This window comes from Janthinobacterium sp. C22 (assembly GCF_057919405.1).
This window is the reverse complement of sequence record NZ_CP193659.1, coordinates 199,310-212,616: the sequence shown is the minus strand read 5'-3', so window position 1 is coordinate 212,616 and position 13,307 is coordinate 199,310. Positions and strand designations below refer to the sequence as shown.

Below are 13,307 nucleotides of genomic sequence, written 5' to 3'. Positions count from 1 at the left end.
TCAACAATGAACGATCAAATACACAACGACGACCGCAATGACGTCCCTGAAGACGAAAAAGAAAAACGCCGCAAGCTGCTGCGCTACGGCGCCATCGGCGGCGGGCTGGCCGCGTTTGCCGCCAGCTTTTCCACCACGGCCGGCCGCATGGTCGACCACGCGCTGGGCAAGGACAAACCCGTACAGCGCTTGCACGGCAATTCGCTGGCGCCCGAGTTTTCCGTCGACACGGCCACGGGCAAACTGACGGTCAATCCCGACCAGCAGGTCAGCTACACCATGTGCATGGGCTGCACCACGTTTTGCGGCGTGCGCGTGCGCCTGGATAAAAAAGCGGCAAGGTGCTGCGCGTGGCGGGCAATCCGTACAGCCCCCTGTCGGCCGATCCGGCGCTGCCGTACCAGACACCGATACGCGACAGCTTCATTTCCCTGTCGCGTTTCGAGGAAAAGGGCTTGAAGGGACGTTCCACCGCTTGCGGCCGCGGCAACGGCGTGCTGGAACAGATGGAGTCGCCGTTCCGCGTGCTGGCGCCCATGAAGCGCGTGGGACCGCGCGGCGGCGGCCAGTGGGAGCCGATCGCCTTCGATCAGTTGGTGAAGGAAGTGACGGAAGGCGGCGACCTGTTCGGCGAAGGCCATGTGCAGGGTCTGCGCGCCTTGCGCGAGCTGGAAAAACCGATCGATCCGGCGCAGCCGGAACTGGGTCCGCAAGTCAACCAGGTGGGCCTGATGTGCAGTACCGACGATGGCCGCCTGGCGTTCGGCACGCGCTTTTTCAAGCAGTCGTACGGCAGTTTGAACCTGGTCAATCACGGTTCGTATTGCGGCGGCGCCTATCGCAGCGGCTCGGGCGCCATGTTCGGCGACATGAAGAAAATGCCGCACGCAAAAGTGGACCTGGAAAACACGGAGTTCTGTATTTTCGTCGGCACGGCACCGGGCAATGCGGGCAACCCGTTCAAGCGCCAGGGCACCTTGATCGCGAAGGCCCGCTCGGGCAAGCGCGCATTCAGCTACGTCGTCGTTGACCCCGTGCTGACGAACGCGGACAGCCTGGCCGCGGGCGACCGCAGCCGCTGGGTGCCGATCAAGCCGGGTACGGATGGCGCGCTGGCCATGGCCATGATCCGCTGGATCATCGAGCACGAACGCTATGACCGCAACTTCCTCGTGCAGCCGAACCTGAAGGTGGCGGAAGCGGCGGGCGAAGCCGCCTGGTGCAACGCCACGCATCTGATCATCAGCGAAAAAGGCCATCCGCGCGACGGCCGCTATCTGCGCGCGTCGGACATCGGCGCGGTGGAACTGGCGGAAGAGGAGCGCTACAAGGATGGCGACGCGTTCTGCGTGATCGACGCGGCCACGCAAGCGATCGTGCCGCACAATGCCGCCAAGGGCGAAGCGCGCCTGTTCTTCGACGGCCCGCTGGACGTGGCCGGCGCTCCGCTGCATCTGAAGACGGCCATGACGATGCTCAACGAAGAAGCGCAGCGCCACAGCATGGATGACTATTCCAGCGCCTGCGGCATCCCGCTTGACATCATCGAAGGCCTGGCGCGGGAACTGACCAGCCATGGCAAGCGCGCCGCCGTCAATGCGCACGGCGGCATGATGTCGGGCGCCGGCTTTTATAACGCGTATGCGCTGGTCATGCTCAATACCCTGATCGGCAACTTGAACCGCAAGGGCGGCACCCTCGTCAACGGCGGCAGCTTCAAGGATGCGGGCCCTGGCCCGCGCTACAACCTCGAGAGTTTCGACGGCGAGATCAAGGCGGCCGGCATGCCCATCGGGCGCAACGTACCGTATGAAAAAACCTCGGAATTCAAGCTGAAGAAGGAAGCGGGCAAGGCGTATCCGGCCAAGGCGCCGTGGTATCCGAACGCGCCCGCGCTGGCGACCGAGTGGCTCACCAGCGCCATGAACGGCTATCCGTACACCTTGAAGGCGCTGATCCTGTGGAGCTGCAATCCCGTCTACGGCATCACGGGGCTGCGCGCGCAGATCGGCAAGGAGCTGGCCGATCCGAAGAAGATTCCCCTGATCGTCGCCATCGACCCCTTCATCAATGAAAGCTCCGCGTTTGCCGACTACCTGCTGCCCGATACCTTGCTGTATGAAAGCTGGGGCTGGGCCGGCGCCTGGGGCGGCATGCCCGTCAAAATGAGCACGGCGCGCTGGCCCGTGGTCGAACCGCGCGTGCAAAAGACGCCGGACGGCCAGACCATCTGCATGGAATCGTTCTTCATCGCGCTGGCAAAAACGATGGCCTTGCCCGGCTTCGGCCCGGAAGCCCTGCAGGACATGGAGGGCCAGCGCTTCCCCTGCAGCGCGCGGAAGACTGGTATCTGCGCGGCGGCGCCAACATCGCCTGGCAGGGCAAGACGGCCGTGCCGGAGGCGAGCGACGACGACATCGCGCTGTCCGGCGTGGCGCGCATCCGCCCCGAACTGGAGCGCACCTTGAAGCCGGAAGAGTGGCGCAAGGTGGCCTTCATGCTGGCGCGGGGAGGGCGCTACCAGAGCTATGGCGAGATGTTCGGCCTGCGCCTGCCTCCGCCAGCGAATGCCAAGGCGCCCGCGGCGCCTGTCCCGGTGGCCGACGAGGCGCCGTATCCGCAGGACTGGTCCACGCACCGCTACCTGAAACCGATGATGCTGTACAACGAGGGGCTGGGCGTGAGCAAGAACAGCTTGAGCGGCAAGCGTTTCCCCGGCACGCCCGCGTGGAGGGTGGCGGCGTTTGCCGACGGCACGCCCGTGCGCAAAACCTACCCTGCCAGCGAATGGCCGTTCGAGTTGATCAGTTTTAAATCGGCGCTGCAGAACTCGTACAGCATCGGCGCGCGGCGCTTGCGCGGCATCCATCCGGACAACCCCGTCGCCGTGCATCCCGACGATGCGGCACGCCTGAAGCTGGAAAATGGCGACCAGATTTATCTGGAGACGCCGGGCGGCAGGGCCAGGGCCACGGTGATGCTGCGCCATGGCGTGCAGCGCGGCGTGATCGCCGTCGAACACGGTTTCGGCCACAAGGAGCACGGCGCGCGCGCCCACCGCATCGGCAAGCTGCGCCAGCCCGACGAACCGGCCATCGGCGCGGGCATCAACCTGAACGACCTGGGATTGACGGACCCGAGCCGCGGCGACAAGAACGTGTTCGTCGATCCCGTCTCGGGCACGTCGGTGCGGCAGGGGCTGCCGGCGCGCATCGTGCGGGCTTAAATTGCGCCGCCGGCCATCAGCAGCCGGGCCACCTCGGCTGCTGAATGCAGGCCCAGTTTTTCCATCGCGTTATGGCGGTGCACCTGCACCGTCTTGTCGCTGATACCGAGTTCGCGGGCGATGACTTTCGAAGCCTTGCCTTCGGCCATCAGCAGCGCCACTTCGCGCTCGCGCGCGGTGAGCCTGGCCAGCGCCGTTTGCGCCGTAGTCGCGCTGGCGGCGCTGCGGCTTTCTTCCACGCTGCGGGCCACGGCCCGGCTGACGGCATCGAGCAGCACCTGGTCCTTGCACGGCTTTTCCAAAAATCGCAGGCGCCCGCCTTCATCGTCTGCACGGCCATGGCCAGGTCGCCGTGGCCGCTGAGGAAAATCACGGGCAGCGATATGGCGTGTCCGGTCCTGTTATTCAACTCCTGCTGCAGTTCCAGCCCGCTCATCAGCGGCATGCGCACGTCGAGCAGCAGGCAGCCCGGCACATGGCCCTCATAGCGCTGCAGGAAGTCGCGCGCCGATTCGAACGTCTGCACTTGCCAGCCGGCCGAATCGAACAGATAGGCCAGCGAGCGGCGCATGGCGGCGTCGTCGTCGACGACAAAGATGATCGCATCGCTTTCATTCATGGTGTTTCCTTATCTGCTTCCATATGCGTATCTTCGGGGAGGCGGAACCAGACCGTCAAGCCTGGCGCATCGGCGTTGGCATGGGCCGACAGGCTGCCGCCGAACGACTCGATGATGCTTTTGCTGAGCGACATGCCCAGTCCCAGGCCTTCGGCCTTGGTGGTAAAGAAGGGTTCGAACAGGCGCGCCATCTGCGCCGCATCGAGGCCGCAGCCGGCGTCGCGCACGGCCACCGTGCAGGCGCCGTTTTCCCGGTGCAGCAGCACGCCGATCGGATGCTGCGGATGGTCGTTTTCCACCTGCGCGTCGAGCGCATTTTTCAATAAATTGAGCAGCACCTGCTGCACCTGCTGCGGGTCGGCCAGCACGCGCGGTGCCGCGCTGACCGCCTCGTGACGCCAGCTGATGCTCGCTTGCGGATGGGCCGCGCGGAACAGCGATACCGCTTGCTCCACAGCGTCGGCCAGGGCGAAGGCCGTGCTGTGCGCGGGACGCTTTTGCGCCATCGCGCGGATGTGCCGGATGATGGCGCCCGCGCGCTCGCTTTGCGTGGCGATTTCCTGCGCGCCGTCGAGCAAGGGCGCCGCGTCCAGCCGTCCCGCCGTGATGCGGCGCGCCATGCCGCGCGCGAAATTGCCGATGGCCGCCAGCGGCTGGTTCAATTCGTGCGCGATGGCGCTGGCCATCTCGCCCAGGATGGCCAGGCGCGCCGTGTGGTCGAGCGTGGCCTGGCGCTGGCGCGCCTGTTCTTCCAGCGCGCGCTGCTGGTGCTGGGCCGCGCGCAATTGTTCCGTGCGCCGGCTGACCAGGTATTCCACGCGCACCGTGTGCACTGCCCACGCCACCAGCAAGGCCAGCACCAGCAGCATCCAGCCCCAGTAGCGGCGCAGGGCCGTCTCGAACGTCAGCTTGTTCAGGTAGGCGTAGGGGCCGATGCGCAGTTCGCGGAACAGTTCGTCGACGATCTGGTAATCGCTGGGCACCGTCCAGCTGTAGCCCTCGCCGGTGCGCGGCATGGCCAGCAGGGCCTGCGCCACTTTTTCGCCAGCGCGGGCGGCGTCTGGCGCAGGGCCACGAAGGGCCAGTCCGGATACAGCCGCGACGAGCTGGCGCAGCGAAAACCGGGAATCGGACGCGTGGTGATGACGCGCAGTTCCTCGGCCCGTACTTCGCCGCTTGCCACCATCTGTTCCAGCAGACAGGTGCGCACGATGCCGGCATCCATGTGGCCCGCGCGCACGGCCTCGACGATCTGCTGCGAGGGAAAGCCGCTGTAGCGCAGGCTGGCAAAATCGTGCGCGGGATCGATGCCCGCTTCCTGCAGTTCGCGCGCGGCGATCTGGTAGCCGCCAAACGCGTCGGGCGCCACGGCCATCACGTTCTTGCCCGCCAGGTCGGCCAGGTCGTGCAGCGGCGACGCGCTGCGCACGACGATGGCCGAGCCGATGGCCTGGCGCGGCGAGTCCGTCCACGGCGATTCGAGCGTGGCGATGCGGCTGGCGCCGTCGCTGTGTTCGAGCGCCACGTAGTGGCCGCTGCTGGTGATGGCAAAGGCGATGGCCTGCGCCTGTACGGCGCGCGTCAATCCCGCCTGGTCATAGTCGGCCAATGTAAAACGGATGCCGGGAATGCTCGCCTGCAGGTGGCGCGTCACGTACGACCAGTCCTGCTGCACGGCGTCGCCGCCCTTGTAGGCGAGCACGCCTATTCTCACCTCTGGTACCTCCGGCAGCGCGTCAGCCGCTTGCGTGCCGTGCAGACACAGCGCCGCCAGCGCGAACAGTAATGAACGCCGCACTAGAACATGCTGCGCTGCGCCGTGCGCGCATCGCCGAACAGGTCGAGCAGCAGTTTCTTGATCGGTGCGGGCAGCGGCGCGTCGGCGATCCTCGCGCCGTCGTACCAGACGTGCGTCGCTTCCCCGGCCAGCGCCAAACGGCGCGCCAGGGTGATGCGGCAGGGGACGATGTGCAGCTTGTAGTGGGTAAACACGTGCACGATGGGCAGCAGCCGTTCCTGCGTTTCGATGGCGCCGAACGGCGCCACGGCGCGCGCCAGCGCCTCCTGGCTTATCTCGCGCGGTGCGTCAGCATCGGCCAGCACGTGGCCATCGAGTTCGGGCAGCGACAGCAGGCCGCCCCAGATGCCCGAGCCGGGGCGCTGCTCCAGCAGCACCTGGCCATCGTCGATGATGGCCAGCATGACGGCGTGTTTTTCCGGGCTGGTTTTCTTCGGCTTGCGTACAGGTAAGTCTTTGACCCGATGGGTAGCGTAGGCCACGCAGCGCGGCTGCAGCGGGCAGCGGCCGCAATCGGGGCTGCTGCGCGTGCACAGGGTGGCGCCGAAGTCCATCAGGCCCTGCGTATAGGCTTCGATACCTGTTTCAGGCAGCAGCGCTTCGGCGCGGCGCCACATGGCTTCCTCGACCCGTTTTTCGCCGGGATAGGCGTCGATGCCGAAGGTGCGCGCAAACACGCGCTTGACGTTGCCGTCCATGATGGCCGCGCGCGTGCCGCTGGAAAACGCGGAGATGGCGGCCGCCGTCGAGCGGCCGATGCCGGGCAGCTCGGCCAGTAGCAGCGGGTCGCTGGGGAACACGCCGTCGTATTCGGCCACCACGCGCTGCGCGCACTTGTGCAGGTTGCGCGCCCGCGTGTAGTAACCGAGGCCGCTCCACTGCGCCATCACGTCTTCGACGGGCGCGCTAGCGAGTTCGCGCAGGGTGGGAAAGCGTTCGAGGAAGCGCGCGTAGTAAGCGAGTACGGCGGTGACCTGCGTTTGCTGCAGCATGATTTCGGACAGCCAGATCAGGTAGGCGTCGCGCGTGTTTTGCCACGGCAGCGCGTGGCGGCCATGCTGCTTTTGCCAGGCGATGACGGTGGCGGAAAAAGTCGGGTCGATATAGTCTTCCAGGGTGCCGCGCCCGTGGCGGGCGAGAGCGGATGCAGCAGACGTTTCATGCAGGATTCCAGTGTTGTATTCAGTGCGTAGGGTTCATGCGGCGCTGGCTGCGCGCAAGGCCGCCAGCAATTGCGCCAGTTGCGCCTTGTCGCGTTCGAGCGCCGCCAGGCTCGCCTCGAAGCCGGCGATTTTCTGTTCCAGGCTGCCCGTGGCGTCGTGGATGCGCTGGATCGAGGCAAAGCGCAGTTTCAGCTGTTCCTTGTACTCGACGATCTGCGCCTCAAGGGGCGCCATGATGACTTTCAGCCAGGCGCTGGCATCGTCATTGGCGTTGGTGAAACTGCGGCGCACGCGCGAGGCGATGGTGTCGAAGAATTTTTCCATCAGCACGACCCGGCTGGTGGTCAGCAGGGTCGCCGTGCCGAACTGTTTATGGTAGACGGCCTCGATGTCGGCGATCTCCTGGCGGTAGCGGGCCAGCGAAAACGGCATCGGCAAGGCCAGCGCCAGGCCATGTTCGGAAGCGAATTTGCGGTACATCACGTTCATCATCTCCGTGATCTCGGCCGTCTTGCCTTCCGAGCGGTCGAGGTTCTGGCCGATGCGCTCGAAATACTGGCGCACGGCCTCGCGCAGGCCCGTGAAAAAGCGGCTGCGCTGCATGGCGGCGCGCACGCCGTCGATATCGTCGCGCACGATGTCCATGCCCAGGCTTGTGTACAGTTCCGTCGACAGGCGGGTAAACACGGCGCGCGTGGCTTGCAGCTTGAACAGGCTGCTGTCGAATTCCTTCTTCTCGATGTCGACGCGCCGCATCATGTGGGCGATCACGCTCTGGTTCTTGCCGCGCAGGCTGTGCAGCTCGTGCAGCTGTTCGGCGATGCCGCGCGCGCGGGCCGCCGCCTGCACCTGCTGCGCCGCTTCGATGGCGTCCAGGTCGAACGCCAGCTGGCGCCGGATGATGTCCTTGCGCGCGGGGATCAGCTCCTCGAACAGGGCCGTCTCCAGCGCCTGCAGGCGGCTTTTTCCAGCAGCGCCGCATCGTGGTTGATCTTGCCCACCAGGGCCTTCTGCGCCGAGACGGGAAACACCTGGCCCGCGTCCAGCGTCAGCAAGTGGGCCACGCTGGCCTGCTGGCGTTCGATCGCCTGCGCGATCTCGGCGTCGCCGCGCAATTCGTCCCACATGCTGTCGATCTTGTTGAGCACCACCAGGCGTCCCGCGCCGGCGCCGATATGGTTGCGCCACACCTCGATGTCGCTGCGCGTGACGCCCGTGTCGGCCGCCAGGATGAACAGCACCGCGTGCGCATTCGGGATCAGGTTCAATGTCAGTTCCGGCTCCGTGCCGATGGCGTTCAAGCCCGGCGTGTCGAGGATGACCAGACCCTGTTTCAGCAGCGGATGGGGAAGTTGATGATGGCGTGGCGCCACATCGAGATTTCCACCTGGCCGTGCTCGTCGAGCATGGCCGGCGCGTCCGCATCGCCGGCGTCATACAGGCCGTAGCGCGCCGCCTCTTCCACGCCGACTTTTTCGTCAGGCTGACCTGGCGGATGGCTTCCTGCATGTCGCCGCCCGCCTCGATATTCAGGGGCAGGACGGTCCAGGCGGCGGGGAGTTCGCGGTAGTCGCTGGTCGACAGGTTCTGCGCGCGCGTCTCGATGGGCAGCAGGCGGATCGATGGCGGCCAGGCCGCGTCGTACAGCAGTTCGGTGGGGCACATGGTGGTGCGGCCCGCGCCCGAGGGCAGGATGCGCTGGCCGTAGCCGGCAAAGAAGATGGCGTTGATCAGCTCGGATTTGCCGCGTGAGAATTCCGCCACGAAGGCGACGGATAGACGGTCATCGAGCAGACGGGAGCCACAGCGCGCCAGGCGCAGCGCGGAGGCGCCGTCGACCAGGCCCGCCGCGCCGGCGGCTTGCCGGTATGCCTGCAAGGCGGCCTGCACGTCCTGGCGCCATGCGCTGTATTGTTCCAGGTCTCTGACCATCTGGCTCCCTCTGTGAGTGTGCTTACTTTTGACAATGCACGCAGTAAAACGTGGAACGCTGTCCCTGCACGATTTGCCGGATAGGCGCGCCGCAGACGCGGCAGGGCTTGCCCGCGCGGTTGTACGTGAAATACGTCTGCTGGAAGTAGCCGGACTGGCCGTTCACTCCGATGAAGTCGCGCAGGGTGCTGCCGCCTTGCACGATGGCTTCGGCCAGCACGTCGCGGATCGCCTGCGCCAGTTTTTCATAGCGGGCCAGACCGATGCGCCGGGCCGGCGTCTTCGGGTTGATCCCCGCGCGGAACAGGCTTTCGGAACAATAGATATTGCCCACGCCGACGACGATGTCGCCCGCCATCAGCACCTGCTTGATATTGGTGCCCTTGTTGCGCGTTTTCTCGAACAGCAACTGCCCCGTGAAGCCGCCTTCGAGCGGCTCCGTGCCCAGGCCGCGCAGCAGCGCGTGGCCGTCCAGCGGGCCGTCGGCCTCGTCGTGCCACAGCACGGCGCCGAAGCGGCGCGGGTCCGTCATGCGCAGCACCTGGCTGCCGCCGTCCGCGTCCTCCACGACGAGGTCGAAATGGTCGTGCTTTTGCGCTTCCGTCCCCGTCGGCAGCACGCGCAAATGGCCGGACATGCCCAGGTGGATGATCAGGGTGCCGTGGCGGAAGTGGATCAGCAGGTATTTGCCGCGCCGCCCCGTCAGGCCGATGGTTTGCCCCGACAATTGTTCGCCCAGGGCAGGGGGAAGGGCCAGCGCAGGCCGTCGCGGCGCAGCACGACGGAGCGCACGGCGCGCCCTTCGAGGTGGGGCGCGACACCGCGCCGTGTGACTTCGACTTCTGGCAATTCTGGCATAGGGCTCGAATGGTTGAAAACCGGGTAAAAAACAGGCGGCTTGCGGGCCGAGGGCTGGCTTTGGCAGGCCACGCCGCCGCGACGTATATATTTCGTTACATACGTGAAGTACGCGATAGCCGCGTTGGGCGTAGAATCAAACTTTGCCGTTTAGCCAGGATCAGCCTTTGAAAAACGCTTTCGCCATTGTAACCTTGTCCGCCCTGATGGCCACGCATGCCATGGCACAGACGCCTGCCGTCCCCGCCGATGCCGCGGCCAGCCCCTGCGTCCGCGCCCGCGCCGCAGGAAGAGGGCGCGGACGCCAAGGCGGACGGTTTGCCCAAGGTCGAGTTGAGCAGCGATTTGCTGTACAAGCTGACCAAGGCCGAAATGGAATTCAAGAGCGGCCAGTGGCAGGGGCCGTACGTGACGATGATGGTGGCGGCGCAGCAGACGCGCGATCCGCGCCTGGCGCGCCGCGCTTCCGAAATGGCGCTGGCCGCCAAGCAGGGCAGCGAGGCGCTGGCGGCCATCCGGCTGTGGCGCGAGCTGGCGCCCGACTCGGACGAGGCGACGCAGTTCTTCCTCGGCTTTGTCGTATTGACGGACAAGATCGAGGAAGCGGAACCGATCTTCGCCGAACGCCTGGCCAATGCGCCGCAAGGCGCACGGGGCGTGGCCCTGTTCCAGATGCAGCAGATTTTGTCGCGCTCGAATGACAAGCTGTACGCCTATTCGATGGTGACGCGCCTGGTGCAGCCCTACCTGGATATGTTCGAAGCGCACCTGGTGCTGGCGCAGGGCGCCCTGTCGATCGGCGAGCGTGAGCGCGCCATCGGCGAAGCGAACAAGGCGCTGGCCATCAAGCCGAATTCCGAGCTGGCCGTGCTGACCCTGGCGCAGGTAACGGGCGAACCGGAGGCGGCGGGCAAGGTGCTGGCCGCTTTCCTGCAAAAGAACCCGGACGCCGTCGAAGTGCGCGGCGCATACGCGCGCCTGCTGGTCGAACAGAAGCAGCTGGAACCGGCGCGCGAGCAGTTCCTGCTGCTGCTGAAAAGCGCGCCCGATAACGTGGGCGCCCTGTATGCGCTCGGCATCGTGGCGCTGCAGCTGGAAGACACCAAGGGTGCGGAGCAGTACTTCAAGCGCTTCCTGGCCGTGCTCGAAAAATCCCCCGGCGACACGCGCGATCCGTTCAAGGCCCTGATGATACTGTCGCAGATCGCCGAGACGCGCGGCGACACGGCGGGCGCCATCGCCTGGCTGGACAAGGTCGACAACAGCGCGTCGGCCGGCTATGTCGAGGCGCGCTTGCGCCGCGCCCAGCTGATCGCCCGCGGCGGCAATCTCGATGCGGCGCGCAAGGCGCTGACGGAAATCGAAACGGACGATCCGGCAAGCCAGGCGCAGGTGCTGCTGGTCGACGCGCAATTCCTGCGCGACGCCGGCTATGTGCAAAGCGCGTACACGGTGCTGGAAAACGCCTTGCTGCGCTTCCCCGACAATCCGGAACTGCTGTACGACTACGCCTTGCTGGCCGAGCGCCTGGACAAATTCGAGCTGATGGAAGCGAGCCTGCGCCGCGTGATGGCGCTGGCCCCCGACAACCAGCATGCGTACAACGCGCTCGGTTATTCTCTGGCCGAACGGGGTCTGCGCCTCGAGGAAGCCCATGCGCTGATCGACAAAGCCCTGCAGATGGCGCCGGGCGACCCGTTCATCATGGACAGCATGGGCTGGGTGCAATTCCGCATGGGCAACCTGGCCGCCGCGGAAAACGCGCTGCGCCGCGCCTATGCCGTGCGCAGCGATCCGGAAATCGCCGTCCACCTGGGCGAAGTGCTGTGGCAGAAGGGCGACAAGGCCGAAGCGCAGAAGCTGTGGCGCGAGGCGCAAGGCAAGGACCCGAAAAACGATGCGCTGAAAAGCACGCTGGCGCGCCTGAATGTCAGTCTGTGATTGAATCGATTAACTCAACTATAAAAAACCAGCGCCATGGCGCTGGTTTTTCCTTGTGCCCATGTTAAAAAAACTGCTTCCCCTCGCTCTCGTCTGCCTGTCCCTCTCGGCCTGCTCGACCCTGAGTTCCCCATTCTCGTCCGGCGCCGCGCCATCCGCCAACACCGTCGCGCCCTACCGCGAACAGGTGGAGCTGACGGGCCGCCTGAACGTCGTGTACCAGAAGGATGACAAGCCCGAATCGGCCACCGTCAATTTCAACTGGCAGCAGACGGCGCAGCGCACGGACGTGACCCTGTATTCTCCCGTCGGCAGCACGCTGGCGACGATCGCCGTCACGCCGCAAGAGGCCGTGTTGACGCAAAGCGGCAAGGCGCCGCGCAGCGCGCCCGACGTCGACACCCTGAGCGCGCAGCTGCTGGGCTGGTCCCTGCCCGTGTCGGGCTTGCGCGACTGGCTGCAAGGCTATGCCGTGGGCGCCGACGGCAAGCGTTTCATCGCTTCGCCGGCCAACGACAGCGTGACGACCAAAGATGGCTGGCGCTTGCGCTATGTGTCGTGGCAAGAAATAGGGCAAAATGCGGCCGGCAACACACCGGGCGCCTTGCCCCAACCGCGGCGTATCGATGCCGAACGCAATGCCAGCGCGCAGGCCGATGCCGTCTCGCTGCGCATCGTCCTCGATCCCGCCCCATCGGCTCAAGCACAATGACGTTGACGACCCTGAATAACTGCCCGGCTCCCGCCAAGCTGAACCTCTTTTTGCACGTCAACGGCCGCCGCGCCGATGGCTACCATCTGCTGCAGACGGTGTTCCAGTTGCTCGACCATGGCGACACCCTGCACTTCGCGCTGCGCGACGACACGGCGATTGTCCGCGTGACGGAGCTGGCCGGCGTGCCGCAGGAGCAGGACTTGATCATCCGCGCCGCCAGGCTGCTGCAGGCCGAAGTGCTGCGCCGCACGGGCGCCTTGCCGCGCGGCGTCGATATCGCCATCGACAAGGTGCTGCCCATGGGCGGCGGCCTCGGCGGCGGCTCGTCCGACGCGGCCACGGCGCTGATGGCGCTCAATCGCCTGTGGCAGGCCGGTTTGACGCGCGAGGAATTGATGGCGCTCGGCTTGCCGCTGGGCGCCGATATCCCGTTTTTCATCTTTGGCGAAAACGCCTTTGCCGAAGGCGTGGGCGAAGCCTTGCAGCCCGTCGCCACGCCCGCATGCTGGTATGTGGTGATCGAGCCGGGCGTGCAAGTGCCGACCGCCGCAATTTTTTGCGCGGAAGGCTTGACGAGAAATACCGAACCCGTCACAATAGCGGACTTTTCCAGGTACCTCGCAGAAGGAAACGATGCGGGCGGGTTTGGAAAGAATGATTTGCAGCAAGTGGCATGCAGTCTTTTCAAGCCGGTAGCAGATGCGGTAGAATGGCTGGGTGCTTACGGTGAAGCCAGGATGACTGGTTCCGGTGCTTGTGTGTTTAGTGCGTTTGGCAGTCAGGAAGAAGCGGATGCGGTGCTCAGCAATGTGCCACCAGTCTGGATCGCCTGGAAGGCAAAAGCGCTGAATCGCCACCCGATGCTCACCATGTTGTAGAGAGCAAAAAAAGATTTTGCTTAGCGTCAAATAGTCGGTATAATACTGGCCAACATGACGGAAAGCAGTCAGTAACGTAGGGGAATCGCCAAGCTGGTTAAGGCACTGGATTTTGATTCCAGCATGCGAAGGTTCGAATCCTTCTTCCCCTGCCACCATTTCACCGTAGTCTGTCGA

11 protein-coding genes, 1 tRNA gene and 2 pseudogenes are annotated in these 13,307 nt (G+C 65.3%); 7 read left to right on the top strand and 7 right to left on the bottom strand.

Annotated features, from left to right (window positions below):
• The first annotated feature begins 6 nt into the window (after positions 1 to 6).
• The 3 genes from ACRHIG_RS00895 to ACRHIG_RS00885 are packed head-to-tail and all read left to right on the top strand — an operon-like array spanning position 7 to position 3,226.
• Positions 7 to 459 carry a hypothetical protein gene (locus ACRHIG_RS00895; RefSeq protein ID WP_489629129.1) on the top strand — a complete coding sequence of 151 codons (453 nt, stop codon included), beginning with the start codon at positions 7 to 9 and terminating at the stop codon, positions 457 to 459.
• Positions 351 to 2,468: a molybdopterin-dependent oxidoreductase gene (locus ACRHIG_RS00890; RefSeq protein ID WP_489629128.1), complete on the top strand. Its 2,118-nt coding sequence runs from the start codon at positions 351 to 353 to the stop codon at positions 2,466 to 2,468. The genes ACRHIG_RS00895 and ACRHIG_RS00890 overlap by 109 nt, the downstream gene beginning before the upstream one ends.
• Positions 2,393 to 3,226, top strand: coding sequence for a molybdopterin dinucleotide binding domain-containing protein (locus tag ACRHIG_RS00885; protein ID WP_489629127.1), 834 nt, complete (start codon positions 2,393 to 2,395; stop codon positions 3,224 to 3,226). Before ACRHIG_RS00890 ends, ACRHIG_RS00885 begins: the two co-directional genes overlap by 76 nt.
• On the opposite strand, the gene ACRHIG_RS00880 is transcribed toward ACRHIG_RS00885, so the two are convergent.
• From ACRHIG_RS00880 to mutM, 7 genes and pseudogenes are all read right to left on the bottom strand, one after another.
• Entirely contained in the window at positions 3,223 to 3,387 is a 165-nt protein-coding gene (locus ACRHIG_RS00880; RefSeq protein ID WP_489629126.1) for a LuxR C-terminal-related transcriptional regulator, read from the bottom strand. The genes ACRHIG_RS00885 and ACRHIG_RS00880 overlap by 4 nt on opposite strands.
• On the bottom strand, positions 3,375 to 3,845 hold the full coding sequence (locus ACRHIG_RS00875) for a response regulator transcription factor (protein ID WP_489629125.1): 471 nt from the start codon (positions 3,843 to 3,845) through the stop codon (positions 3,375 to 3,377). Before ACRHIG_RS00875 ends, ACRHIG_RS00880 begins: the two co-directional genes overlap by 13 nt.
• Positions 3,842 to 4,531, bottom strand: a complete 690-nt coding sequence (locus ACRHIG_RS00870; RefSeq protein ID WP_489630908.1) for a sensor histidine kinase — start codon at positions 4,529 to 4,531, stop codon at positions 3,842 to 3,844. The genes ACRHIG_RS00875 and ACRHIG_RS00870 overlap by 4 nt, the downstream gene beginning before the upstream one ends.
• Before the next feature lie 227 nt (positions 4,532 to 4,758).
• Entirely contained in the window at positions 4,759 to 5,643 is an 885-nt protein-coding gene (locus tag ACRHIG_RS00865; RefSeq protein ID WP_489629124.1) for a phosphate/phosphite/phosphonate ABC transporter substrate-binding protein, read from the bottom strand.
• Positions 5,643 to 6,758 (bottom strand): A/G-specific adenine glycosylase, encoded by a 1,116-nt coding sequence (gene mutY / locus ACRHIG_RS00860; RefSeq protein ID WP_489630907.1) that lies wholly within the window; start codon positions 6,756 to 6,758, stop codon positions 5,643 to 5,645. The genes ACRHIG_RS00865 and mutY overlap by 1 nt, the downstream gene beginning before the upstream one ends.
• Before the next feature lie 81 nt (positions 6,759 to 6,839).
• A pseudogene (locus tag ACRHIG_RS00855) lies at positions 6,840 to 8,738 on the bottom strand (dynamin family protein).
• Between the two features lie 22 nt (positions 8,739 to 8,760).
• Positions 8,761 to 9,596 (bottom strand): annotated as a pseudogene (mutM, locus tag ACRHIG_RS00850) (bifunctional DNA-formamidopyrimidine glycosylase/DNA-(apurinic or apyrimidinic site) lyase).
• A 249-nt stretch (positions 9,597 to 9,845) separates the two neighbouring features.
• On the opposite strand from mutM, the gene ACRHIG_RS00845 reads away from it, so the two are divergent.
• The 4 genes from ACRHIG_RS00845 to ACRHIG_RS00830 all read left to right on the top strand — a co-directional run bounded on the left by ACRHIG_RS00845 (position 9,846) and on the right by ACRHIG_RS00830 (position 13,285).
• Entirely contained in the window at positions 9,846 to 11,537 is a 1,692-nt protein-coding gene (locus ACRHIG_RS00845) for a tetratricopeptide repeat protein (protein ID WP_489629123.1), read from the top strand.
• Between the two features lie 61 nt (positions 11,538 to 11,598).
• A complete protein-coding gene (locus ACRHIG_RS00840) occupies positions 11,599 to 12,249 on the top strand; it encodes an outer membrane lipoprotein LolB (RefSeq protein ID WP_489629122.1) in 651 nt (216 codons plus the stop codon).
• Positions 12,246 to 13,130 (top strand): 4-(cytidine 5'-diphospho)-2-C-methyl-D-erythritol kinase, encoded by an 885-nt coding sequence (ispE, locus tag ACRHIG_RS00835; protein WP_326455963.1) that lies wholly within the window; start codon positions 12,246 to 12,248, stop codon positions 13,128 to 13,130. Before ACRHIG_RS00840 ends, ispE begins: the two co-directional genes overlap by 4 nt.
• A 78-nt stretch (positions 13,131 to 13,208) precedes the next feature.
• Positions 13,209 to 13,285 (top strand) — tRNA-Gln (locus tag ACRHIG_RS00830).
• The last annotated feature ends 22 nt before the right edge of the window (positions 13,286 to 13,307 follow it).